The sequence below is a fragment of the Microbacterium sp. zg.B48 genome, from assembly GCF_024623505.1.
Lineage (GTDB): Bacteria > Actinomycetota > Actinomycetes > Actinomycetales > Microbacteriaceae > Microbacterium.
The window spans coordinates 341,489-365,273 of sequence record NZ_JANJFE010000002.1; the positions used below are offsets into that span (position 1 = coordinate 341,489).

Below are 23,785 nucleotides of genomic sequence, written 5' to 3' on the forward strand. Positions count from 1 at the left end.
CCCGCCGCAGGAGGTACTTCCGTGGAGATCCGCATCGGCATCACGAACACCGGCCGTGAGCTCAACTTCGAGACCAACGAGCCCGTGGCGGACGTGAAGCAGTCCGTCACCAGCGCACTGGACGCGGGCGCGACCCACGTGAGCTTCACGGATGCGAAGGGCACCAGCTACATCGTCCCGACGGCGAGCCTGGCGTACATCGAGTTCGGTACCGAAGAGTCCCGTCGCGTGGGCTTCGTCGCCTGACATCAGCCCGTCCGTGCAGATCCTCCTCGCCCTGCTCATCGGCGCCGTGATCGGCGCCGCCCTGCACTTCCTCGCGCCCGCGCGCGGCACGCGCGGCGTGGTCCTGGCCCCGGTACTCGGCGCGTTGATGTCCGGGTTGCTGTGGATGATCCTCACGTGGGCCGGTCAGGGGCTGGACAGCCCGTGGCTGTGGCTGTCGGCGTTCCTCGCTCCGATCGCCGTGGTCTACCCGGCGCTCGTGATCCTGGCGCGTACCCGCACCGCGCACGATGCCCAGGAGCGGGCCCGTCTCAAGATCGGCTGAGTGCGCCCGGTCAGCCGCGCACCATCGGAGGGGAGCGGGAGGTGGCCGGTCTAGGCCGCCAGCCCCATGGCGTCCATGCGCTTGGAGTGCGCGCCCATCAGCTCGGTGAACACCGGCTCGACCTTGCGCTCGTCTGCGACCTGCAGCGTGCTCGGCCGCAGGGCCGCGCGCGCGATGAGCAAGGTGTCGCCGACCAGGCGACGCCCCCACATCGCCAGCAGCGACCTCCACTCGGGGTCGCTCGCGATCGTCGCGCCGATGATGTCCACGATCGCCTCCCGGTCGTCATCGGCCCGGAGGATCCGCTCCACGCGGCGTCCGGTGTCGCCGTAGCTGGAGGCGAGCGCGAGGTAGAAGTCGTCCAGCATCCCCGCGGTGATGTGCACCGAGAGCATGGTCTCCTGCGACCTCACGCCGTGCGTCGCGCGGCGGAAGGCGTCCAGCGGCTCGCGGAACGGCAGCATCAGGCTGGTGGGGTCGTCCCCGCGCTCGCGGATCAGCGCGACCAGCTCCTCGTGCTTGCGCAGCGCGGCACCGGCGGCGCGGGAGAGCGACTCCTTCTGCGCCAGCTCGGGGGTGGAGGCGATCAGCTCCGACAGGGTTTCGAAGAAGCCCAGCTGCAGATACGCGGCCTGGCCGAGGAACGTGTCGATGTCGGGCGCGAGCGCCTCGAAGTCGACGCGTTGAGCATCGCTCGCGTCACCGCGCGAACGCAGCTGGAGCTTTCGTCCCTGCGGGCGCTGCTGCCAGAACCACTTCACCACGACCTCAGCATAGGCGGGGCGTGTCGTGGCGCGGAGGGCGGCGGTGCCGCCACATCCTGGAGGATGTCTCCACTCCCAGCCCGAACCGTTATCCTGGAGGGGTCCCCGGTTTCGGATCGGGGCTCCCCGCGCCTGTGGCAGAGAAAGGGCGTGGATCCCACCCCGCCCGCGCGGCGATATCGCACAGCGCCAGGGCACCCACGAGGCAGCATCTCACTGCCGGACAGGCACACATCGTGACGACCTTCGCCGAACTCGGCGTCGACCAGGACATCGTAGACACGCTCGCCGCCCGCGGCATCGTCGATGCCTTCCCCATTCAGGAGCAGACCATCCCCCTCGGCCTGCCCGGCCAGGACATCATCGGCCAGGCCAAGACCGGCACCGGCAAGACCTTCGGCTTCGGCATCCCCGTGGTCCAGCGACTGGGGCTGAACCCCGAGCACGGCGTCAAGGCGCTGATCGTGGTCCCCACGCGCGAACTGTGCGTGCAGGTCTATGAAGACATCGACATGCTCACCACCGGCCGCTCGACCAGCGTCGTGGCCATCTACGGCGGCAAGGCCTACGAGGGGCAGATCGAGCAGCTGCGTGCCGGCGCGCAGATCGTGGTCGGTACCCCCGGACGCCTGATCGACCTGAACAATCAGCGCCTGCTGGATCTGTCGCATGCCACCGAGGTCGTCCTGGACGAGGCGGACAAGATGCTCGACCTGGGCTTCCTGCCCGACATCGAGAAGATCTTCCAGAAGGTGCCCGCCATCCGGCACACGCAGCTGTTCTCGGCGACGATGCCCGGACCGATCGTCGCGCTGGCCCGCCGGTTCATGACGAACCCGATCCACATCCGCGCCACCGACCCCGATGAGGGGCTCACCCAGGCCAACATCAACCACCTCGTCTACCGCGCACACTCGATGGACAAGGACGAGGTCATCGCCCGCATCCTCCAGGCCGAAGGCCGTGGCAAGACCGTCGTGTTCACGCGCACCAAGCGCGCCGCTCAGCGGCTCTCCGACGAGCTCGGCGATCGAGGCTTCAACACGGCGTCGGTCCACGGCGACATGAGCCAGGAAGCGCGCGAGCGGTCCATGGCCGCGTTCAAGGCCGGCAAGAAGGACGTGCTGATCGCCACCGACGTCGCCGCGCGCGGCATCGACGTCGATGACGTCACCCACGTCATCAACCACACCATTCCGGATGACGAGAAGACCTACCTGCACCGCGCCGGTCGCACCGGCCGCGCCGGGAAGACCGGCATCGCGGTCACGTTCGTGGACTGGGACGACCTGCACAAGTGGGCGCTGATCAACCGGGCCCTCGAGTTCGGTCAGCCCGAACCCATCGAGACGTACTCCTCCAGCCCGCACCTGTACGCCGACCTCAACATCCCGGCCGGCACGAAGGGACGCCTGACCACGGCCCCGAGGACGCAGGCGATCAAGACGCAGGATGCCGCGCCGGCCCGGTCCGCGGAGCGCGACGGCTCCCCGCGCCGCCGCCGTCGCCGCACCGACGAGCCCGGCGGAAACGGCACCGAGGCCGCGGCGCAGCGGACGACCGCTCCCGAGGTTCCCGCCGACCACGGCTCGCAGGATGCCGCGGAAGGCGCCGGGACCCATGACGGCGGCGGCAAGGAGCACCACGACGGCAACGCGGCGCCGCGCCGTCGGCGCCGTCGTCGCGGATCCCGGGGCGGCGCACCCGTCGCCGGCGCGTGACCCGCGGCAGCCGCAGCTGATCGTTCAGATGCGCCGGCAGCAGGAGGATTCAGGCGAATCCACACTGTCGCCGGCGCATCTGCCGTTTCGATCGTGGCCGCGCCCGGTCCACCCGCCGGGACCGTGACGAGCTGAGCGGTGCGCGCTAGTGTGAGCGGCACGGCGAGTCCCGCCGGAACCGTCGCTCACGAAAGGGCAGCCATGAGATACCTCGACGCGGTGGAGTATCAGGGATTCTGGGGGTCGTTCTGGGACCTCATCTGGTGGTTCCTGATGGCCTTTGTCTTCGTGTCCTACCTCTTCGCGCTGTTCGCCGTGATCGCGGACCTGTTCCGCGACCACAAGCTCAGTGGGTGGGCCAAGGCCCTGTGGTTCATCTTCCTGATCGTCTTCCCCATCCTCTCCGTGCTGATCTACCTGATCGCCCGCGGCAGAGGCATGGCCGAGCGCAGCGCCGCTGAGGCGAAGGAGCTGCGCTCCGCGCAGGACGAGTACATCCGGTCGGTGGCGGGTGCCAGCCCGTCGGAGGAGATCGCCAAGGCCAAGACGCTGCTGGATTCCGGCGTGATCACCCAGGACGAATTCGAGCACATCAAATCCCGTGCGCTGAGCTGACCCCCTCCCGCGCCACGGGTTCGCGCCTGCTCAGGGGTAGACCGGGTCGGTTCCCGTGCCCCGCTCGATGATGCGTGCCACCATGTCGTCGCTGGTCGTGTTCTCGCCGGGCTGGTTCGGCTTGCCGAGTCCGTGGTAGTCGCTCGAGCCGGTCACGATCAGGTCGAGCTTCTGGCAGATGCGACGCAGGGTGCGGATGCCGGCCTCGAGGTTCTCGCGGTGCCCCAGCTCGAATCCCGCCAGCCCGGCATCCAGCATCCGCTCCAGCAGGGGCATGGGCAGCAGCCCTGCCCGGCCGGCGGGGTGCGCGATGATCGGCACCCCGCCCGCGCCGACGACCAGTTCCACGGCCAGCACCGGATCCGGCGCGTACAGCGCGACGTAGTAGTCGCCGGAGGGGCTCAGGATCCGGGAGAACGCCTCGGTGCGGTCGCGCACGTGACCCTTCGCGACCAGGGCGTCGGCGATGTGCGGTCGCCCGACGGTGGCACCGTCCGAGGTCTGCGCGAGGATGTCGTCCCAGTGCAGATCGAAGTCGCGTCCGATCCGGTCGGCCATCGTCCGCGCCCGCTCCAGCCGCGATCGCCGGATCCGGTCGGTCATCTCCCGCAGGCTCGGGTCGTCCGGATCGACCAGGTATGCCAGCACGTGCACACTGCGCCACTGATATCTCGCGGACAGCTCCATCCCCGGGATGAACGTCATTCCCAGGGATGCCGTGGCCTCGGCCGCCTCGGCCCAGCCCGAGGTGGTGTCGTGATCCGTGAGCGCGGCCGTGCGCAGGCCGTGCCGGTGCGCGGCGGCCATCACCTGCGCGGCGGATTCGGTGCCGTCGGAGTGCACCGAATGCAGGTGCAGGTCGCTCGGCCCCCTGAAACGACGTGTGTCCGGCATCCGTCGAGCGTATCGCGCAGCCCTCGGCGCCCGGTCCACGCACGCTGGCGCCGAAGCCCCGGACCGATCTCCCAGACTGCTGACATAGAGTCGCGGCGTGCTTCGCCTGCTGGGGGTTTTCGGGACCGTGATCTGCGCGATCGCGGCCGCCGTACTCACGTGGCCGGCGTTCTTCCGGCTGGAGCAGGTCTTTCCGATCGCGCAGATCATCTCGTTCCGCGGTCCGCTCGCGGTGGCCTTCGCCGTCCTGATGGTGGTTGCGCTTCTCTTCGCGATCGCGCGTCCCCTGCGCGCGTTCGCGTCCGCGATCGCCGTGATCGCCGCCGTGGCGATGCTCGCGAACGCGGCCGTCGTGGCGACTCGGGGCATCGGGACCGAGACGCTCCCCGCCAAGACGGAAAGCAGCATCCGGGTGATGACGTGGAACACCGCCGGGGCCGCGACCGCGCCCGAGACCGTCGCGCAGATCGCCGTGGCGATGGACGCGGACATCGTCACGCTGCCCGAGACCACCATCGAGACCGGCGAGAAGGTCGCGGTGGCGATGCGCGATCTCGGCCATCGCATGTGGGCGCACCACGCCGAGTACGGCACGGACGGATGGGATGCACGATCCACCACGCTGCTGATCTCGCCGGACCTGGGCGATTACTCGGTGATCGAGTCCTCGCAGGACGGCACGAGCAACACCTCGACGGTGCCCAGCGCCGTGGCGATGCCGATCACCGGCGACGGACCCATCGTGGTGGCCGCCCACGCCGTCGCCCCGCGTCAGAGCTACATGCAGCACTGGCGCGACGACCTGACGTGGCTGGCGGACCAGTGCGCGGATGCGAACGTCATCATGGCGGGCGATTTCAACGCCACCATCGATCACATGGCGAACCTGGGGGTCGACGGCGGGACACTGGGCCGCTGCCACGACGGCGCCGTCGAGACCGGAACCGGCGGGATCGGCACCTGGTCGGCCGAGATGAACGCCATGCTCGGGGCCCCGATCGACCACGTGATGGCCTCCAGCCATTGGAAGCCGACCGGGTCCCTCGTGCTCACCTCGATGGACGGCTCCGGAAGCGATCACCGACCCTTGATCGTGCAGTTCGAGCCCGTCGACTGAAAACCCCGCTTCGGAGCGGTGCGTGCACCGCCGACCCTCCGGGCCCCCTCCACACATGTGCCTTTGCGGTGCGCAGTGCGAGACTTGTCCCATGAGCACCTCAGGCGACAGCGACACGATCGGCAGCACCGAGCTGGCCCCCGAAGCCGCACCGACCGAGATCCCGGCGAACAGCTCGGTGAACCGGCGGCAGGGATTCGGCCAGGGATTCCTCGACACGATCTCGACCGGGTGGGCCGACCGCCCCGAGCTGCTGCCGCCCGCGCGTGAGCAGGCGCCGTACGCCGCCCGTCGGCGGGATGCGGTCTCTGCGGCCTTCCCGGGCCGACGGCTGGTCATCCCGGCCGGTCCGTACCAGGTCCGCAGCAACGACACGGATTACCCGTTCCGCGCCCACTCGGCCTTCTCGCACCTGACCGGCTGGGCCGCGGACTCGGTGCCGGACTCGGTGCTCGTCTTCGAGCCGACCGGCGAGCGTGGCCACGACGTCACGCTGTACTTCCGCGAGCGGGCCGACCGCGCGACGCCGGAGTTCTACGCGAACCCGTCGATCGGCGAGTTCTGGATCGGGCCGCGGCCCGCGCTGGCGGGAGTCGCCTCGGACCTGGGCGTGGCGACCGCGCACATCGACTCGTTCCAGCCGACGGAGACGGACCTCGTCCTGGACGAGGATGCCGACCTCACTCGCTTCGTCTCCGAACTGCGGCTGCACAAGGACGACTACGAGCTCGCCCAGCTGCAGCTGGCGGTGGACGTCACCGCGGACGGCTTCGACGACATCGTCGCGAACCTGCCTCGGATCATCGACCATCCCCGCGGCGAACGCGTCGTGGAGGGCGTTTTCCATCAGCGTGCGCGCAGCGACGGCAACTGGGAGGGGTACGACACCATCGCCGCCGCCGGCCCGCACGCGTGCTACCTGCACTGGACCCGCAACGACGGTCAGGTGGCACCCGGCGACCTGATCCTGGTCGACGCCGGCGTCGAGGTTGACAGCCTGTACACGGCCGACATCACGCGCACGATCCCGGTCAGCGGGCGGTTCAGCCAGGTCCAGCGTCGAGTGTACGAGGCGGTCCTCGACGCCGCGGACGCGGCCTTCGCCGCGGCGCGACCCGGCGCGAAGTTCAGCGACCTGAACGCCGCGGCCTGGAACGTCATCGCCCACCGCCTCGAGGAGTGGGGGGTGCTTCCGGTGACGGCCGCGCAGTCGCTGGATCCCGAGACCGGGCACCACCATCGGCGGTACATGGTGCACGGCACCAGCCATCATCTCGGCATCGACGTGCACGACTGCGCACAGGCGCGCCGGGAACTCTACGCGGGCGGCACGCTCGAGCCGGGGATGGTCTTCACGATCGAGCCGGGACTGTACTTCCAGATCGACGACCTGACCGTACCCGAGGAGTACCGCGGCATCGGCGTGCGCATCGAGGACGACATCGTCATGACCCCGGACGGACCGGTCAGCCTCTCCGCGGCGATCCCCCGCACCGCCGACGAGGTCCAGGCCTGGGTGGATCGCCTGAATCCGTGACCTTCACCCCGCCGCCGGCCTTCACCACCCGCCCGACGCTGACGGGCACGTTCGGGATGACGGCATCCACCCATTGGCTGGCCACCGCCAGCGCGCAGGCGGTCCTCGAGCGCGGAGGCAACGCGTTCGATGCCGTCGTCGCCGGGGGTTTCGTCCTGCATGTCGTCGAGCCGCATCTGAACGGGCCGGGTGGCGACCTGGTCGGCATCTTCGCGACCGCCGCCGACCCGGCCGCGCCCGTCGTGCTGATGGGTCAGGGGCCGGCTCCGGCCGGTGCGAGCATCGAGCACTACCGCGAGCAGGGACTGGACCTGGTTCCGGGGGCAGGGGGCCTCGCGGCCGCGGTGCCCGGAGCGGTGGACGCCTGGCTCACGCTGCTGCGGGACCACGGGACGTGCGAGCTCGGTGATGTCCTCTCCGCCGCGATCGGCTACGCCCGCGACGGTCATCCGCTGCTGGCGCAGGCCAGCGCGACCATCGGCCGGGTCGCACCGCTGTTCCGCGAGCATTGGCCGTCATCGGCAGCGCTGTGGCTGCCCGAGGGACGCGTTCCCCCGGCGGGGACCATGGTGCGCAACCCCGCGTACGCCGACGTCCTGGAGTCGCTCGTGGCGGCCGGTCGCGGGATCCGGGATGAGGGCCCGGTCGGCCGCGCGGCGCGGATCGACGCGGCCCGCGGGGAATGGAAGAGCGGGCGCGTCGCCCAGGCGGCGTCGGCGTTCCTCGCGGTCCCGCACCGCCACTCGGACGGGCGTGATCATCGAGGGGTGATCACGGCGAGCGACTTCGCCCGGTTCGACGCGGGGTATGAAGCACCGGTCAGCATCCCGTTCCGCGGTCACACGATCGCCAAAGCGGGCGCGTGGACGCAGGGACCGGCGCTGCTGCAGACGCTGCGGATCCTCGAGGGGCATGCCGAGGCCGACCCGTCCACAGAGGCGGGCGCGCACGCCGTGCTGGAGGCGCTCAAGCTCGCCCTCGCGGACCGGGACGCGTACTACGGCGACGGCGATGTGCCGCTGGACGTGCTGCTTTCCGAGGACTACGCGAGCGTCCGCCGCGCGCAGATCGGGCAGAGCGCGTCCCACGAGTGGCGCCCAGGGCGCATACCGGGTCGGGAGCCCTTCCGTCCGCCGCTGCGGACGGCCGCCGCGGAGGGAGCCAGCGGCGTGGGCGAGCCGACGATCGACCGCTCCGGCCAGACCCGTGGGGACACGTGCCACATCGACGTCGTGGACCGCTGGGGCAACATGATCGCCGTCACACCCTCCGGCGGGTGGCTGCAGTCATCCCCGACCATCCCCGAGCTGGGCTTCTGCCTCGGCACCCGTCTGCAGATGACCTGGCTGGACGAGTCTTCGCCGGCGGCCCTGCGGCCGGGCGCGCGGCCACGGACCACGCTGACCCCGACGCTGGTGCTGCGGGCGGGTCAGCCGATCATGGCGCTCGGAACGCCCGGCGGCGACCAGCAGGAGCAATGGCAGGTGCCGGTGCTGCTGCGCATGCTCGCGGGCGGATACTCCGCGCAGGAGGCGATTGACGCGCCGTCGCTGCACACCACCGCACTGGTGGACTCCTTCTGGCCTCGCGGGTGGGATCCCGCGGGCGCCGTGGTGGAGGACCGCATCGGCGAGCCGGTCATCGCGGGCCTGGAACGCCGCGGACACACGGTCACGCGCGCCGGAGACTGGTCTCTCGGGCGGGTGTCCGCAGTGGGGCGGGATGCCGCGACCGGCGTGGTGTGGGCGGCGGCGAACCCCCGGGGCATGCAGGGCTACGCCGCCGGGCGCTGAGCCGCGCCGGCTCGCTCAGCCCGCGACCGAACCGCGCATCCAGCTCGCTGTCAGTGCGGCCAGGTCCGCGCCGATCTCATCGGCGGGGCGCTTGCGTCCCTTCACCTCGAAGGAGTGGCCGCCGCCGTCGATCCACGCGATCGATGCGCTCCGGCACGAGGCCACCGCGTCCTCCAGCTGCGCGTGCGGGTCGACGAACGGGTCGTTGGTCCCCTCGATGAAAAGCTGCGGCTGCGGAACCGCCGGCAGGTGCGCGACGCGCGCCTTGGCCGGATCGCCCGGGGGATGCAGCGGATAGCCGAGATAGATGAGCCCGGCCGGGTGGATGACGCCCTCTGCCGCCGCCATCGAGGCCATCCGTCCCCCATACGACTTGCCCGATGCCCAGACCGGGCCGCCGTCCGCCCGCTCCGTCGCCACCGACATCGCGGCCGTCCAGGCGAGGACCGAATGCGCGGCAGGCCCCGGCATCCTTCGCCCCAGCTGGACGTAGGGGAAGTTGAAGCGGAGCGTCGCAAGGCCTTCCGCCCGCATCGCGCGGGCGAAACCGACCAAGAAGGGATGCGCGTAGCCGGCGCCGGCGCCGTGGGCGATCACGATGGTCCCCCACGCGCGGTCGGGGCGGCCGTACGCCGCGTCGACCTGCACCGGGCCGGACGCAAGCGCAACGGCGAAGCTCGTCTCGGCCTCATCCGCCGTCATCGCGAAGGCTGCGGATCCGCTCCGCCGTCGTCGGCAGCGGCTCCGTCTTCGGGCCGTGTCGGCTCGTCCGGCCCGGGCCGGCCCGAAGCGCGCGGTTCCGCCGGATCGTCGGCGGCCGGTGCGACCCGCTCGCCGTACCGCGGCGGCTCGGCCGCGGCGTCCCCCTGCGGCGGCGCGGGAGGCGGGATCGGGGGTGGTGTCGCGGCAGCGGGGGCGACCGGCGGCCGTTCTCGGGGAGGCGCCTGTCCGCCCAGCACCTGGCGCGCCCGCTGCACGCTGCCGGCGGCGACGGTGACCTCGTAGTGTTCCGCGATGACCTGCATGACGGAGGCGAAGTCGCGGCGGCGCCGCACGAAGGAGTACGTGATGAGGCTCATCAGCATCCCGATCGCGATGCCGACGAAGAGCACTCCCACGAACGCCTGGATCGGCACCGAGGGCGTGCCGATCACGAGGATGGCGGAGAAGAGCAGACCCAGCAGCACGCCGTTCATGGCGCCGGAGCGCGCTGCGGTGGCGTAGCCCAGGCGACCCGTCACCCGCTCGACGGAACGGAGGTCCTGCCCGACGATCGCGATGTCGCGCGCGGGCACCTCCGCTGCGATCAGCGTCGAGACCGCCTTCTGGGCGGCCTCGTACGTCGGGAAGCTCGCGATGCTCTGCCCGATGTCGTCAGGGCTCTGCGGGAACCTCCCGTTGATGCTCACCCTCCCATCATCCCACGGCTTCACCTGCCGCCCTCTCCAGCACACCGGGCTACGCTGGAGCGCGTGAGCATGCAGAGGGTCTTCGTGGCACGCCTGTCGGGGTGCTCGGTCTTCGACCCCGCCGGCGACCGGCTCGGCAAGGTGCGCGACGTGGTCGTCATCTACCGCAAGGACGACCCGCCGCGGGTGGTGGGCCTGGTCGTGGAGATCCCCGGCCGCCGCCACGTCTTCGTCTCGATCGGGCGGGTGACCTCCATCGCGACCGGCCAGGTCATCACGACCGGCCTGATCAACGTGCGACGCTTCCAGCAGCGCGGCGGCGAGGTGCGCGTCATGGCCGAGCTGCTCGGCCGGCGCGTGACGCTCACCGACGGCAGCGGGACGGCGGTCATCGAGGACGTCGCGATCGAACGCAACCGGCTCGGCGAGTGGGACGTGGGTCAGTTGTTCCTGCGGCGCCCGCGCACCAGCGCCTCCCCCTTCGCCAAGGGGCCGACAACGTTCGCGACCTGGAACGAGGTGCGCGAGGGACACCCGGGCGAAGCGCAGTCGGCCGAGCAGCTGGTCGCCTCGTTCGCCGATCTGAAACCCGCGGACCTGGCCAACACGCTGCTGGACCTTCCCGACGAGCGGATGCTGGAGGTCGCCGAGGAGCTCTCCGACGAGCGGCTCGCCGACGCCCTGGAGGAGATGCCCGAAGACGAGCAGGTGCATATTCTCGAGCGGCTGGGCGACGAGCGCGCGGCGGACATCCTCGACGCGATGGAACCCGACGACGCGGCCGACCTGCTCGGCCAGCTTCCGGACGCCCGTTCCGAGCAGCTTCTGGACCTGATGGAGCCCGAAGAGGCCGAGGACGTGCGCGCACTGCTGCAGTACGGGCCGGACACCGCCGGCGGGCTCATGACGAGCGAGCCGATCGTGCTGTCCGCGGACGCCACCGTGGCCGAGGCCCTGGCGCTGATCCGCCGGCACGAGCTGCACCCGGCCCTGGCCGCCGCCGTCTTCGTGACCCTCCCCCCGTACGAGACGCCCACGGGCCGGCTGCTGGGCACCGTGCACTTCCAGCGCATGCTCCGCTATCCCCCGCATGAGCGCCTGGGTGCGATCATCGACGACACCCTGGACCCGGTGCCGGCCACGGCGTCCGCCGCGGAGGTGGCTCGCATGCTGGCCAGCTACGACCTGGTGTCGCTGCCCGTGGTCGACAAGGCCCGGCGCCTGGTGGGGGCGGTCAGCGTCGACGACGTTCTGGACTATCTGCTGCCGGACGACTGGCGCTCCGCGGGCGGTGACGACGAGCAGCGCCCGTCGGCGCCGGCCGGAACGACCCCGGCCGCGGCGTCCGCCGGGAGCACCCGGGCCGGGAGACGACGCTGATGGCACGTTTCCGGCAGCCCTCGCTCGACGCGCCCCGCGGCCGTTCCGGCATGCTGAGTCGCAACCCGCAGCCCTCCAGCGACCGGTTCGGCCGGTTCTCCGAGGCGTTCGCCCGGGGAATGGGAACCTCCGGGTTCCTCATCGGGATGACCGTCTTCGTGACCGTGTGGCTGCTGTGGAACTCCCTGGCGCCTGTCGAACTGCAGTTCGACCCGAGGGCGACGAACTTCACGCTGCTGACGCTGATCCTCTCCCTGCAGGCGTCGTACGCGGCCCCGCTCATCCTGCTCGCGCAGAACCGGCAGGATGACCGTGACCGCGTTCAGATCGAGCAGGACCGTCAGCGTGCCGAACGCAACCTCGCCGACACGGAGTACCTCGCGCGCGAGGTGGTCGCGTTGCGCATGGTGGTCACCGATGTCTCCGAGGACGTGGTCACCCGAGACGTGCTGCGTGCCGAGCTGAAGGCGCTGCTGGAGCAGCTGCAGGACCGTGGAGCGACGGCGCCCAGGGGTGGCGCCGAGCGGTGAGCCCCGACGAGGCCGTGCGGCGTGCGGTCGGCGCGGTGATCGATCCCGAACTGCGGCGCCCGATCGCCGAACTGGACATGGTCCGCGACATCGCCGTGGCCGATGGTGTCGCATCCGTCGGCATCGTGCTGACCATCGTCGGCTGCCCTGCCGCCGATCGGATCTCGGCGGAGGTGCGCGCCGCCGCGGCCTCCGTGCCGGGTGTCACGAGCGTCTCGCTCGAGGTCGGCGTGATGTCGCCTTCGGAGCGGCGTGATCTGACCGAGCGGCTCAGGGGCGGGCGTCCCGCCCGCGAGATGCCGTTCGGTCCTGGCTCGCTCACGCGCGTGGTCGCCGTGACCAGCGGCAAGGGCGGAGTGGGCAAGTCGACGGTCACGGCGAACCTCGCCGTCGCCCTGGCCCGACGCGGCCTGGCGGTCGGACTGGTGGATGCCGACGTCCACGGCTTCTCGATCCCGGCGCTGCTCGGACTGGTCGATGCGCACGGGGACGTGGCCCAGCCCACCCGCATCGACGATCTGATGCTCCCGCCGGTCGCCTACGGGGTGAAGGTGATCTCGATCGGCATGTTCCTGCGCCGCACCCACGGCGACGCTCCGGTCGAGGCGGTCGCATGGCGCGGTCCGATGCTCCACCGGACCGTGCAGCAGTTCCTCACCGACGTCTACTTCGGCGATCTCGATGTCCTCCTTCTGGACATGCCGCCCGGCACGGGCGACATCGCGATCACCGTCGGTCAGCTGCTGCCCAACGCCGAGGTGGTCGTGGTGACCACGCCGCAGGCGGCGGCATCCGATGTGGCTGTCCGCAGCGGCATCGTGGCACGTCAGACCGGGCAGCGCGTGACCGGTGTGGTGGAGAACATGTCCGGCATGGTGCTGCCCGACGGCACGACGTTCGAGCTGTTCGGATCCGGGGGTGGCGCGGCAGTGGCCGCCGCGCTGTCCGAGGGCACCGAGCCGGTCCGGCTGCTCGCCTCGATTCCGCTCAGCACGCTGCTGCGCGCGGACGGCGATGCCGGGACCCCTGTGGTCCTCGCCCATCCCGCCGATCCCGCCGCTGCCGCGATCGAGGCGCTCGCGCAGACCCTGGCAGCGGCTCCCCGCGGCCTGTCCGGACGCGCGCTGCCGCTGCGTCCGGGCTGAACCGGGTCAGGTCGCTTCGTTGTCGAACGGCGGCGGGTCGTCGTGGCTGAACGGTGCGGTCGCCCGCCCGGATTTCGTGAACGGGTTCGACGACGTCACGGCAGCCGCCGCGCTTGCGGCGCGCACCGTCGGGACGGGCGCATCATCCAGCAGCGCCTCGCGGATGATCCGGCGCGGGTCGTACTGGCGGGGATCGAGCGTGCGCCAGTCGACGTCGTCGAAGTCGGCGCCCATCTCGTCCTTCACGCGTGTCTTCGCCGTCGTGACGTACTCCTTGGCGCGCTTGGCGAACCGCGTCAGGTTCTCCGCATATCGCGGCAGCCGTTCGGGGCCGATGAGCAGCCCCGCGACCACACCGATCAGCAGGAGCTTCTCGATGGTCAGCCCGAAGAACATGCATTCAGGTTACCGCCGCGCCTGAGCGCCCGGCGCGACGTGGCCGCGTAGGCTGACCGGGAAGGAGCACCGATGGGCGAGCAGGACGCGAACTACCGCTTCACCGATGAGGCGACGATCGAACCCGAGCACATCACGCGCGCCCGCGCACATGCTCTGGAACTCGGCGCCGCGCCGGTCAGCGCCGCCGTGGGCGCCCAGTGCGCCGTCCTGGCGGCAGCGTCGCAGGCGCTGAACATCGTCGAGATCGGCACCGGCGCTGGCGTGTCCGGGCTGTGGCTGCTCTACGGCTCGCCCCGGGCGACGCTGACGACGATCGACAGCGAGCCCGAGCACTTGGGCGCTGCGCGGCAGGCCTTCGCAGAAGCGAAGATCCCGCCCGCCCGCGCACGCTTCATCACCGGACGTGCGGCCGAGGTGCTGCCCCGCATGAACGAAGCCTCATACGACATCGTCCTGGTCGACGCCGACCCCGAGGGCGTCATCGAATACGTCGAGCACGGCCTGCGCCTGGTGCGAGCGGGCGGCACCGTGCTGGTCCCGCGGGTGCTGCGCAACGGCGCGGTCAGCGATCCGGTGCGCCGCGACGCGGTGACGGCCGCCTACCGCTCCCTGATCCACGAGACGCAGGCCTCGCCGGCTGTGATCGGGGCGCTCTCGATCGTCGGCGAAGGACTGCTGCAGCTGACCACCCGACCGGCCGGCTGACGCGTACCGGACGCGTCGTCGCGGCGGGCACGCGAAACGGCCGGTCCGCAGGACCGGCCGTCGGCGTCTGACGTGTGATCAGGCGACGTTGACGACGCCACCGAGCACGTCGTAGAGCTCCTTGGCCTCAGCGTCGTTCACCGAGACAACGAGGCGTCCCCCGCCCTCGAGCGGCACGCGCACGATGATCAGGCGACCCTCCTTCACGGCCTCCATCGGCCCGTCTCCGGTTCTCGGCTTCATGGCTGCCATCGTGGCTCCCTTTCGTCGTGGTCTGCGTGTCAAGTTTATCCCGACGCGCCCGGCAGGAGATAATCCACCCTCTCGGCCGACCGCGAAATCCACTCAGGGAATGGTCCAGTACGCCGTATTCGCCAGCGCGTACATGTTGTAGATCCACCACCACTGCCCCACCAGGCACGCGCCCAGCACCGCCACCCGGTACGCGGTCGAACGCGGCAGCGCGATCGCGCCCCACAGCGGGGAGACCGGGACCAGAAGGCGGAAGATGCTGGACTGCGGGAAGAACACCGCGAGCAGGTACACCAGATAGCTGGCCGTCCACAGCCGGGTCTCGACGCCGAGCCGCCGGACGTGCGGTTCGAACAGCAGCAGCGCGGCGATGGCGAGAACGGATGCCGCGAGGACCACGTAGCCGGTCGCCTCCCCCAGGTTCCAGATCCGCCCAAACCACATGGCGGTGCCCTCGAGGAACCCGCCGAAGGGGATGAAGCCCTCCGCGGAGACGGCGGTGCGTCGCCACGCCAATTCGGTGGCGAGGTACGCGTCCGCCCGCCCGGTCGCGATGGCGGCGAAGACCTGCCACGAGAAGCCGACGACGACTGCCAGCAGCCCGAGGGCCACGATATGCACCACCTGCCGCCTCGGCAGCGCGTCGTGCCGGCGCCGGAGCCACCGCCAGATCCCGTACAGGCCGAGGAACAGCGCGAACGCGAGCACACCAGGCCGGGTGAATCCCATCAACGGAATGAGCAGGTACAGCCAGCCGAAACGCCGCTGCTGCACGAGCCACAGGGACAGGAACAGCCACAGCAGGAACAGCGACTCGGCATACCCCACATGAAACAGCGCCGCCAGCGGCCCGGCCGCGAAGAACAGCGCCGCCCAGGTCGCGGCCGTCGCATCGATGCGCATGCGCAGCATCCGGTACAGCACCAGGCAGGCCAGATAGCCCGCGACGAGCGAGACGAGAACCGCGCCCACGCCCCACCCCGGCGCACCGCTCCACGTCAGCGCCTCGAACGGCAGACCGACGATGCGCGCGAGGTACGGGTACACCGGCATGAAGGCCCACTGGTTCTCGGACACCACCCCGGACTCGGTCAGCGGGAGCTCGGTCGGGTAACCACTCACCGCGATGAGCCAGTACCACTGCGCATCCCAGCCGAGCAGAAAGCTGCCGATCGTGGCATTCGGTCCGAACCGTGAGCCGGGCCCGGCCAGGGACGCGGCCAGGATCAGGAAGCCCGTCGTGACCGCGCGCGCGGCCAGGTACAGGATGCCGATCCGCAGCGGCGCCGACAGGGTGGGCCAGCCGCGCGCACCCGCGCGCGTCAGGAGGCGCTCAACCACGCCCGCAGTCCGCGTTCCACGTCCTCGATCTGCGCGTGGGAGACTCTCTCCTCGTCGTGATGAGCCAGCAGCGGGTCGCCCGGGCCGTAGTTGACCGCCGGAACGCCCAGTGCGGAGAACCGTGCGACATCGGTCCACCCGTACTTGGGACGCGCCTCGGCGCCCACCGCAGCCACGAACTCCTGGGCGAGGGGCGCGTCCAGTCCGGGGCGGGCGCCCACGGCGACGTCCACCACGTCCAGTTCGAAGCCGGCGAAGACGTCGCGCACGTGGCTTTCGGCCTCTGCGGCGGACCGGCTCGGTGCGAACCGGTAGTTCACCTCGATCTCGCACAGGTCCGGGATGACGTTGCCGGCGACACCACCGCTGATCCGGACGGCGTTGAGCCCCTCGCGGTACACGAGGCCGTCCACGGGGACATCCCGCGGCGTGTACTCGGCCAGCCGGGCGAGCACCGGTGCGGCCCTGTGGATCGCGTTCTCACCGACCCACGCGCGCGCGCTGTGCGCGCGGACGCCGTGCGTACGCACGATCACCCGCATGTTGCCGTTGCACCCGCCCTCCACAGCCCCGTCGGACGGCTCGCCCAGGATCGCGAAGTCGCCCGCGAACAGATCCGGGCGGGTCCGGGCGAGGCGGGTCAGGCCGTTCAAATCCGCGTCGACCTCCTCGTGGTCGTACCACATCCAGGTGATGTCGACCCGGGGATCGGTCAGCTCGGCGGCGAGCTTCAGCTGCACCGCGACACCGGCCTTCATGTCGACCGTTCCGCGCCCCCACACGAAGGGTGCGCCGTCGATCGCCACGTCCCGTGTGGGCAGGTTCCGGTTGATCGGCACGGTATCGATGTGCCCGGCGATCACGACCCGCTGCGCACGGCCCAGCTGCGTGCGGGCGACGATGGTGTCGCCATCGCGGTACACCTCGAGGTGCCCAAGCTCGCGCATCGCCGCGTCGATCAGGTCGGCCAGAGCCGCCTCGTCACCGGAGACGCTCGGGATGTCGCAGATCATCCTGGTGATATCGACAGAGGTCGCGGACAGATCGAGCGGCGGCATCCCTCGAGTCTACTGATGGCCCGGCGCCGGGCCGGTAGCGTGGAGGGATGGACGATCAGCGGTGGGTATGGGGTGTCGGGCTGGCCACGACATCCGCGGACGGCACAGTTCTGGACACGTGGTATCCGGCCCCGGCCGCCGGGCGGATTCCGCTCGGGATGGATCCGGCGATTCCGCCGGACGAACTGGACCGCCACGCGGTGCCGGACCCGCGCCGGGACGTCGACGTCGACGTCGTCGTGATCGAGGTCGACCTGGACCAGCCCCCGGCCTCGACCCCGGACGCGTACCTGCGTCTGCATGCTCTGTCGCACCGTCTCGTGACGCCGAACGCCGTCAACCTCGACGGCATCTTCTCGCATCTGCCCATCGTCGCGTGGACGAACGCAGGCCCGATGCATCCCGACGACGCCGCGCGTCTGCGACCGTTCCTCACCCGCGACGGCATCCAGCTGCAGGGGCTGGACAAGTTCCCGCGGCTGCTGGATTACGTCAGCCCTCCGGGAGTCCGGATCGCGGATGCCGCACGGGTGCGCCTCGGCGCCTACCTGTCCCCCGGCACCACCGTCATGCACGAGGGTTTCGTCAATTTCAACGCCGGCACGCTGGGCTCCTCGATGGTGGAGGGGCGGATCTCGCAGGGCGTGGTCGTCGGTGACGGGAGCGACATCGGCGGCGGCGCGTCCATCATGGGCACCCTCTCCGGGGGTGGCGCGCACCGCGTCTCGATCGGCGCGCGGACCCTCCTCGGTGCCAATGCGGGCGTCGGGATCTCGCTGGGCGATGACTGCGTGGTGGAGGCCGGACTGTACGTCACGGCGGGCTCGAAGATCGTGCTCGCCGATGAACCGCCGCGCGCCGGCGGCGGCCCGGCGACCGCCAAGGGAGCCGACCTGTCCGGCCGCAGCGGCATTCTGTTCCGACGCAACTCCCTCACCGGCGCGATCGAGGCGGTGCGCCGCGCGGGTGCCGGCGTCACGCTCAACGACGTGCTGCACGCGTAAGGTCGAAAACGTCCGCGCATGGGTCGCGGCAGGGGACGAGGGACTCTCGTGAGCGCACGCATGGGCAAGAAGCTGTACGAAGCCGAACTGATGGTGCTGCAGGCCAAGCTGGTGGACATGCAGGCGTGGGTGCAGGCGACCGGCGCCCGCGTCGTGGTCATCTTCGAGGGCAGGGATGCCGCGGGCAAGGGCTCCACGATCAAACGCGTCTCGGAGTACCTCAACCCGCGCGTCACCCGCATCGTGGCGCTGCCGACCCCCAGCGAGCGGGACAAGACCCGCTGGTACTTCCAGCGCTACGTGCCGCACCTGCCCGCAGCGGGCGAGATCGTCTTGATGGACCGGTCCTGGTACAACCGGGCCGGCGTCGAGCACGTCATGGGCTATTGCACCAGCACCGAGTACCACCGCTTCCTGCACCAGACGCCGATCTTCGAACGGATGCTGGTGGAGGACGGGATCATCCTCATCAAGTACTGGTTCAGCGTCTCCGATGTCGAGCAGGAGCGCCGCTTCCGCGACCGCGCGAGCGACCCGATGCGGCGCTGGAAACTCAGCCCCAACGACGTCCTGTCGATCACCAAGTGGGAGGACTACTCGCGCGCCAAGGACACCATGTTCGTGCACACCGACATCCCGGAGGCGAAGTGGTGGGAGGTCGACAATGAGGACAAGCGGCGAGGACGGATCAACACGATCGCCCACCTGCTCTCCCAGGTGCCCTACGAGGTCGTCGAGCGAGCGGATGTGATCGTCCCCCCGCGGCCGCCGTCCGGCGGATACGAACGTCCGCCGCGCGATTTCACCTCGCACGTTCCGGACTACGCCAAAGAGGTCGAGAAGCGCCACCGCGCTGAACGCATCGACGCGTCCAAGGGCAAGCGCGCGCGCGAGAAGGATGCCGCCAGGATCGCCGATCGCGAAGAAGCCGAGGACGGACAGAACGGCGGCAGCGGCGACTGATCAGTCGCGGACGCCCCGCTGCCGAGCGGCCAGGCGGCACCGGCCGGTGCGCGCTGCAGAAGAGTCAGCCGGCCGTCCGGGAGGCGCGGCGACGGCTGGCGCACCAGCCGCCGCGGCATCCGATCAGCCCACGCCGGGATAGTCGCGTTCGGGCGCCCCGGTGTACAGCTGCTGGGGGCGGCCGATCTTGGTCTGCGGGTCGGTCTGCATCTCGCGCCAGTGGGCGAGCCAGCCGGGAAGCCGGCCGATCGCGAACAGCACCGTGAACATCCGAGTGGGGAAGCCCATGGCCTTGTAGATCACGCCGGTGTAGAAGTCCACGTTCGGGTAGAGCCGACGCTCCCGGAAGTAGTCGTCGCTGAGCGCGAGCTCTTCGAGCTCCTTGGCCAGATCCAGCAGCGGGTCGCTGACCCCGAGCGCCTGGAGGACCTCGTCCGCGGATTCCTTGACGAGCTTCGCGCGGGGATCGTAGTTCTTGTACACCCGATGCCCGAAGCCCATGAGCTTCACGCCTTCTTCTTTGTTCTTCACCCGCTCGACGAAGCGCTGCACGCTCTCACCGGAGTCGCGGATGCGCGCGAGCATGTCCAGCACCGCTTCGTTGGCACCGCCGTGCAGCGGGCCGTAGAGCGCGTTGATCCCGGCGGAGATCGACGAGAACTGGTTCGCGCCGGTCGACCCGACCAGCCGGACGGTCGAGGTCGAGGCGTTCTGCTCGTGGTCCTCGTGCAGGATCAGCAGCCGCTCCAGCGCGCGGGACATCACCGGGTCGACGTCGTAGATCTCCGAGAGCACCCCGAAGTTCAGCTTCAGGAAGTTGTCGACGAAGCTCAGGTTGTTATCCGGGTACAGGAATGCCTGGCCGATGCTCTTCTTGTGCGCGTACGCCGCGATGACGGGCATCTTCGCCAGCATCCGGATCGTGTTCAGCTCGATGTGCTCGGGGTTGTTCGGGTCGGACTGGTTCTCGTAGTAGGTCGACAGCGCCGAGGTCGCCGAGGACAGCATCGACATGGGGTGGGCGGTCGGCGGAAGGGCCGAGAAGAACCGCTTGAGGTCCTCGTGCAGAAGCGTGTGGTGCCGGATCCGGTCATCGAATTCGCCGAGCTGGTCGGCGCTGGGCAGCTCGCCGTAGATGAGCAGCCACGCGACTTCGAGGTAGGTGCTGTTCTGCGCCAGCTGCTCGATCGGATATCCCCGGTACCGGAGGATCCCCTGGTCGCCGTCGATGAACGTGATCGCGGATTTCGTCGCGGCGGTGTTGACGAAGCCGTAATCCAGCGCCGTGTGGCCGGTCTGCCGTGTGAACGTGGACACGTCCACGCTCGGCATCGTCCCGTTCGTGCCGTGAAGCAGTGGGAACTCGGCGGTCCGATCACCGATGGTGAGGATGGCTTTGTCCTGCTGGGTGCCCGCGTCGCTCACGGCGCCTCCTCGCGATTCCTGGTCGGTCCGGGGGTTTCGAGGGCCCTGCGGGTCGCACCGTGGGGCGAGTCCGAGGGCCGACGCGATGACAGGGGATGCACCGTCACCGCGCCGTTACAGCCTAATGGCCCCGTCGGCATACTGCGGACACGGCCAAAGCCGGGCGGATTCGGCTGGAGGAAACCTCAGCGCCGTTCACCGCGCACCCAGACGCGCGGCGGCCGCGGCGATCCGCTCGTCGGTGGCCGTCAGCGAGAGCCGGACGTGGCGGGGGAAGTGCTCGCCGTAGAAGTGGCCGGGCCCGGCGAGGATGCCCAGCTCGGCCAGGCGCCCGAGGCTGTCCCACGCGTCCCGGCCCTCGGTGGCCCACAGATAGAGTCCGGCCTCGCTGGAATCGATCCGGAAGCCGGCGGATTCGAGCGCGGGCTTGAGCGTGGCCCGCCGGGCGCGGTAGCGGTCCTTCTGCTCCGCGACGTGCTGGTCGTCCCCGAGCGCCGCGACCATGGCGGTCTGCACGGGTGCCGGCAGCAGCAGGCCGAGATGCTTGCGTCCGGTAGTCAGCCGCGCGACGATCTCCGGATCGCCGGCGAGGAACGCCGCACGGTATCCGGCGAGATTCGACTGCTTGCTCAGGGAGTACACCGACAGGATGCCGCGGACCTCACCGTCGCTCACCCGCGGGTCCAGCACGGACGGGATCGGCTCGGCGTCCCACGGCGCCTCCCAGCCCAACTCGGCATAGCACTCGTCCGAGGCCAGGACGGCGCCCAGCTCGCGCGCCCGCGTCACCGCAGCACGCAGGGAGTCGGCATCCAGCACCCGTCCGTCCGGATTGCCGGGCGAGTTGAGCCAGATCAGCCGCGTCCCGTCCGGCCAGGACTGCGGGTCGTCCGCCGCGATCGGCGTGGCGCCGACCAGGCGCGCGCCGACCTCGTACGTCGGGTAGGCCGCACGCGGGTGCACGACGACATCACCGGGGCCGAGATCCAACAGCAGCGGCAGGAGCGCCACCAGCTCCTTGGAGCCGATCGTGGGCAACACGTGCTCCGGGCTCAGGCCCGGCACGCCACGGCGACGCGCGTACCACTCCACGATGGCTTCCCGCAGGGCGGGCGTACCGACGGTCTGCGGATAGGCGTGCGCGTCCGTCGCGGCGGACAGCGCGGCGCCGATGACGCGCGGAGTGGGGTCCACCGGCGACCCGATCGAGAGGTCGACCAGACCGTCGGGATGGGCGCGTGCCCGCGTCGCATACGGTGCGACGGCATCCCACGGGTAATCGGCGAGGTCGGCGACGCCCACGGCGTTACGGAGCCTGCGGCGGAAGGGCGTCGATGATCGGGTGATCCTTGTGGATGACCCCGACCTTGGCGGCACCGCCGGGCGAGCCGACGTCCTCGAACCATTCGACGTTCGCCTTGTAGTAGTCCTGCCACTCGTCGGGCAGGTCGTCCTCGTAGTAGATCGCCTCGACCGGGCAGACCGGCTCGCACGCGCCGCAGTCCACGCACTCGTCGGGGTGGATGTACAGCATCCGATCACCCTCGTAGATGCAGTCGACCGGGCATTCGTCGATGCAGGCGCGGTCTTTCACATCCACGCACGGAAGAGCGATCACATACGTCACGTGTTCAGTCTAATTCGACCGGGCAGCCATGTCGGTCGCCGGCGCAGCCAGACGGCTCGGCCACGCCACCGCGACGGCCACCAGGATCGGTACCGCGATGCTCCAGATGACGGCGAGGTCCGTCTGCGGCACGATGACCGAACCGCCGGGACCCCGACCCGAGAACACCAGCGTCGCCGCGATCATGCCGGCCCCTGCGGCCAGACCCGCCCAGCGATCGGAGGTCAGCAGCCGCACCGCGGCCAGGAGGGCGGCGCTGCCGATGATCGCCAGCACGAGGCCCAGCGGGAACCAGCCCAGACGGTACGCGTGCGCGATCGTCCCGGCCAGGCCGTACACGGCGCCGACGACGACGGCGACGACCCATGTCGCGATGCGGGGGATGGCGGACTTCACGCGGGCAAGCTTACGTTCCGATACACGGCATTCGTCGCTCGCCGCCGTCAGGCGGCCAGCCCCCAGAGCCGCAGCAGGGCCGCGACCAGCGCCGCCGCGACGACCACCACCAGGAACGGGGCCCGGACCAGCAGCAGGCCGGCGGCCACCAGGACGGCGGGGATCCGCGCGTCCACGACGACGGCCTGCCCGGCGCCGAGGGTCTGCACCGCGACCAGGGCGGACAGCAGCGCCACGGTCAGCAGGTCCGCGATCCGCGCGGGCCGCGGCGCCTCCAGCAGCCGCTGCGGCATCAGGTAGCCGAGTGTCTTCAGCGCGACGCAGATGATCGAGGCCAGCAGCACCGCGTTCCAGAGCGTCACGGCAGACCCTCCCGCTCCGCGACATCCCCCGGCTCGTCGGGCGGTTCGACGCCCAGACCCAGCCAGTTGAACCAGCCCACCAGGACGGCGACGGCGGCCGCCACCAGCACCGGCACCCCGGGCATCAGGGCGGGCGTGAGGACAGTCGCCACGACCGCCGCGGCGATGCCGACCGCGATCGGCTGACGGTGCCGCAGCCGCGGCCACAGCAGGGCCAGGAATGCGGCGGCGGCCGCGGCATCCAGGCCATACGCGCGCGGGTCGCCCAGCACGTCGCCGAGCAGGGCGCCGGCGAGCGTGGACAGGTTCCACCCGACGTAGATGCCGATCCCGGTGACCCAGAAGCCCAGGGTGCGGGCGCGTCGCGTCGTCTGTGCCAGCGACACGGCGGTCGATTCGTCGATCGTGAAGTGGGCGGCGGCCGCGCGGCGCCAGAAGCCGGTGCCCAGCACGGGCGACATCCGCATGCCGTACGCGATGTTGCGCACGCCGAGGAGGGATGCCGAGGCGATCGCCGCGGGGGCGGCGGCCAGTCCCCCGGCGGCGATGACCCCGACGAAGGCGAACTGCGAACCACCCGTGAACATCACCAGGCTGAGCACGCACGTCTGCCAGACATCGAGCCCGGCGGCGACGGCCAGCGCCCCGAACGAGACCCCGTATGCACTGGTGGCCAGAGCCACGCTCAGGCCCTGACGCCACGCGCGCCGGCTCTCGGCATCCCCAGTGGCGGGCTCGGAACTCACCCGGTCGAGCCTACCGACCGGTGCGTCCGGCGCCGTCGGGCCGCAGCGAAGT

27 protein-coding genes are annotated in these 23,785 nt (G+C 70.6%); 13 read left to right on the top strand and 14 right to left on the bottom strand.

What is annotated here, in order from left to right:
- Positions 1-21: 21 nt before the first annotated feature.
- Entirely contained in the window at positions 22-246 is a 225-nt protein-coding gene (locus tag NQ152_RS01665; protein ID WP_257502439.1) for a DUF3107 domain-containing protein, read from the top strand.
- 13 nt (positions 247-259) lie between these two features.
- Positions 260-550 carry a hypothetical protein gene (locus NQ152_RS01670; RefSeq protein WP_257502438.1) on the top strand — a complete coding sequence of 97 codons (291 nt, stop codon included), beginning with the start codon at positions 260-262 and terminating at the stop codon, positions 548-550.
- A gap of 50 nt (positions 551-600) precedes the next feature.
- Here NQ152_RS01670 and NQ152_RS01675 read toward each other — a convergent pair whose 3' ends face one another.
- Complete coding sequence (locus NQ152_RS01675) at positions 601-1,314, bottom strand: ferritin-like domain-containing protein (RefSeq protein ID WP_257502437.1); 714 nt, start codon at positions 1,312-1,314, stop codon at positions 601-603.
- 236 nt (positions 1,315-1,550) lie between these two features.
- On the opposite strand from NQ152_RS01675, the gene NQ152_RS01680 reads away from it, so the two are divergent.
- Complete coding sequence (locus NQ152_RS01680; RefSeq protein WP_257522786.1) at positions 1,551-3,035, top strand: DEAD/DEAH box helicase; 1,485 nt, start codon at positions 1,551-1,553, stop codon at positions 3,033-3,035.
- Positions 3,036-3,236: 201 nt separating this feature from the next.
- Positions 3,237-3,650, top strand: coding sequence for an SHOCT domain-containing protein (locus NQ152_RS01685; RefSeq protein ID WP_257522787.1), 414 nt, complete (start codon positions 3,237-3,239; stop codon positions 3,648-3,650).
- 30 nt (positions 3,651-3,680) lie between these two features.
- Here the strand turns inward: NQ152_RS01685 and NQ152_RS01690 are convergent, their stop codons facing one another.
- Entirely contained in the window at positions 3,681-4,544 is an 864-nt protein-coding gene (locus tag NQ152_RS01690) for a PHP domain-containing protein (RefSeq protein ID WP_257522788.1), read from the bottom strand.
- Positions 4,545-4,641: 97 nt separating this feature from the next.
- Between NQ152_RS01690 and NQ152_RS01695 the strand changes: the two genes are divergently transcribed.
- From NQ152_RS01695 to NQ152_RS01705, 3 genes are all read left to right on the top strand, one after another.
- Positions 4,642-5,661, top strand: a complete 1,020-nt coding sequence (locus NQ152_RS01695) for an endonuclease/exonuclease/phosphatase family protein (RefSeq protein WP_257502433.1) — start codon at positions 4,642-4,644, stop codon at positions 5,659-5,661.
- A 91-nt stretch (positions 5,662-5,752) separates the two neighbouring features.
- Positions 5,753-7,198 carry an aminopeptidase P family protein gene (locus tag NQ152_RS01700; protein ID WP_257522789.1) on the top strand — a complete coding sequence of 482 codons (1,446 nt, stop codon included), beginning with the start codon at positions 5,753-5,755 and terminating at the stop codon, positions 7,196-7,198.
- Complete coding sequence (locus NQ152_RS01705) at positions 7,195-8,991, top strand: gamma-glutamyltransferase family protein (RefSeq protein WP_257522790.1); 1,797 nt, start codon at positions 7,195-7,197, stop codon at positions 8,989-8,991. The genes NQ152_RS01700 and NQ152_RS01705 overlap by 4 nt, the downstream gene beginning before the upstream one ends.
- Positions 8,992-9,006: 15 nt before the next feature.
- Here NQ152_RS01705 and NQ152_RS01710 read toward each other — a convergent pair whose 3' ends face one another.
- A complete protein-coding gene (locus tag NQ152_RS01710; RefSeq protein ID WP_257522791.1) occupies positions 9,007-9,693 on the bottom strand; it encodes an alpha/beta family hydrolase in 687 nt (228 codons plus the stop codon).
- Positions 9,690-10,400: a general stress protein gene (locus tag NQ152_RS01715; protein WP_257522792.1), complete on the bottom strand. Its 711-nt coding sequence runs from the start codon at positions 10,398-10,400 to the stop codon at positions 9,690-9,692. Before NQ152_RS01715 ends, NQ152_RS01710 begins: the two co-directional genes overlap by 4 nt.
- Positions 10,401-10,463: 63 nt before the next feature.
- Here NQ152_RS01715 and NQ152_RS01720 point away from each other — a divergent pair, with 63 nt between their 5' ends.
- The 3 genes from NQ152_RS01720 to NQ152_RS01730 are packed head-to-tail and all read left to right on the top strand — an operon-like array spanning position 10,464 to position 13,455.
- Positions 10,464-11,780 (top strand): magnesium transporter MgtE N-terminal domain-containing protein, encoded by a 1,317-nt coding sequence (locus NQ152_RS01720; protein ID WP_257522793.1) that lies wholly within the window; start codon positions 10,464-10,466, stop codon positions 11,778-11,780.
- Positions 11,780-12,310, top strand: a complete 531-nt coding sequence (locus tag NQ152_RS01725) for a DUF1003 domain-containing protein (RefSeq protein ID WP_257522794.1) — start codon at positions 11,780-11,782, stop codon at positions 12,308-12,310. The genes NQ152_RS01720 and NQ152_RS01725 overlap by 1 nt, the downstream gene beginning before the upstream one ends.
- Positions 12,307-13,455 carry an Mrp/NBP35 family ATP-binding protein gene (locus NQ152_RS01730; protein ID WP_257522795.1) on the top strand — a complete coding sequence of 383 codons (1,149 nt, stop codon included), beginning with the start codon at positions 12,307-12,309 and terminating at the stop codon, positions 13,453-13,455. Before NQ152_RS01725 ends, NQ152_RS01730 begins: the two co-directional genes overlap by 4 nt.
- A gap of 6 nt (positions 13,456-13,461) precedes the next feature.
- Here the strand turns inward: NQ152_RS01730 and NQ152_RS01735 are convergent, their stop codons facing one another.
- Complete coding sequence (locus tag NQ152_RS01735; protein ID WP_257502425.1) at positions 13,462-13,851, bottom strand: Sec-independent protein translocase TatB; 390 nt, start codon at positions 13,849-13,851, stop codon at positions 13,462-13,464.
- A gap of 72 nt (positions 13,852-13,923) precedes the next feature.
- Between NQ152_RS01735 and NQ152_RS01740 the strand changes: the two genes are divergently transcribed.
- A complete protein-coding gene (locus NQ152_RS01740; protein WP_257522796.1) occupies positions 13,924-14,559 on the top strand; it encodes an O-methyltransferase in 636 nt (211 codons plus the stop codon).
- A 78-nt stretch (positions 14,560-14,637) separates the two neighbouring features.
- Here NQ152_RS01740 and NQ152_RS01745 read toward each other — a convergent pair whose 3' ends face one another.
- The 3 genes from NQ152_RS01745 to dapE all read right to left on the bottom strand — a co-directional run bounded on the left by NQ152_RS01745 (position 14,638) and on the right by dapE (position 17,210).
- The gene (locus tag NQ152_RS01745) at positions 14,638-14,811 is read right to left on the bottom strand and encodes a DUF3117 domain-containing protein (RefSeq protein ID WP_257502423.1); all 174 of its coding nucleotides are present in this window, start codon (positions 14,809-14,811) and stop codon (positions 14,638-14,640) included.
- A gap of 93 nt (positions 14,812-14,904) precedes the next feature.
- Positions 14,905-16,152: a mannosyltransferase family protein gene (locus tag NQ152_RS01750; protein ID WP_257522797.1), complete on the bottom strand. Its 1,248-nt coding sequence runs from the start codon at positions 16,150-16,152 to the stop codon at positions 14,905-14,907.
- The gene (dapE, locus tag NQ152_RS01755) at positions 16,134-17,210 is read right to left on the bottom strand and encodes a succinyl-diaminopimelate desuccinylase (RefSeq protein ID WP_257502421.1); all 1,077 of its coding nucleotides are present in this window, start codon (positions 17,208-17,210) and stop codon (positions 16,134-16,136) included. Before dapE ends, NQ152_RS01750 begins: the two co-directional genes overlap by 19 nt.
- A gap of 47 nt (positions 17,211-17,257) precedes the next feature.
- On the opposite strand from dapE, the gene dapD reads away from it, so the two are divergent.
- Positions 17,258-18,214 (top strand): 2,3,4,5-tetrahydropyridine-2,6-dicarboxylate N-succinyltransferase, encoded by a 957-nt coding sequence (gene dapD / locus NQ152_RS01760; protein WP_257522798.1) that lies wholly within the window; start codon positions 17,258-17,260, stop codon positions 18,212-18,214.
- Positions 18,215-18,274: 60 nt separating this feature from the next.
- The gene (ppk2, locus tag NQ152_RS01765; RefSeq protein ID WP_257522810.1) at positions 18,275-19,177 is read left to right on the top strand and encodes a polyphosphate kinase 2; all 903 of its coding nucleotides are present in this window, start codon (positions 18,275-18,277) and stop codon (positions 19,175-19,177) included.
- A gap of 123 nt (positions 19,178-19,300) precedes the next feature.
- On the opposite strand, the gene NQ152_RS01770 is transcribed toward ppk2, so the two are convergent.
- From NQ152_RS01770 to NQ152_RS01795, 6 genes are all read right to left on the bottom strand, one after another.
- On the bottom strand, positions 19,301-20,602 hold the full coding sequence (locus tag NQ152_RS01770) for a citrate synthase (protein WP_257502419.1): 1,302 nt from the start codon (positions 20,600-20,602) through the stop codon (positions 19,301-19,303).
- A gap of 195 nt (positions 20,603-20,797) precedes the next feature.
- On the bottom strand, positions 20,798-21,904 hold the full coding sequence (gene dapC, locus NQ152_RS01775; RefSeq protein ID WP_257522799.1) for a succinyldiaminopimelate transaminase: 1,107 nt from the start codon (positions 21,902-21,904) through the stop codon (positions 20,798-20,800).
- A 4-nt stretch (positions 21,905-21,908) separates the two neighbouring features.
- Complete coding sequence (gene fdxA, locus NQ152_RS01780; RefSeq protein WP_257502417.1) at positions 21,909-22,229, bottom strand: ferredoxin; 321 nt, start codon at positions 22,227-22,229, stop codon at positions 21,909-21,911.
- Between the two features lie 9 nt (positions 22,230-22,238).
- The gene (locus tag NQ152_RS01785; RefSeq protein ID WP_257502416.1) at positions 22,239-22,625 is read right to left on the bottom strand and encodes a DUF6113 family protein; all 387 of its coding nucleotides are present in this window, start codon (positions 22,623-22,625) and stop codon (positions 22,239-22,241) included.
- Positions 22,626-22,672: 47 nt separating this feature from the next.
- A complete protein-coding gene (locus tag NQ152_RS01790) occupies positions 22,673-22,987 on the bottom strand; it encodes an AzlD domain-containing protein (RefSeq protein ID WP_257502415.1) in 315 nt (104 codons plus the stop codon).
- On the bottom strand, positions 22,984-23,733 hold the full coding sequence (locus NQ152_RS01795; protein ID WP_257502414.1) for an AzlC family ABC transporter permease: 750 nt from the start codon (positions 23,731-23,733) through the stop codon (positions 22,984-22,986). Before NQ152_RS01795 ends, NQ152_RS01790 begins: the two co-directional genes overlap by 4 nt.
- Between the last annotated feature and the right edge of the window lie 52 nt (positions 23,734-23,785).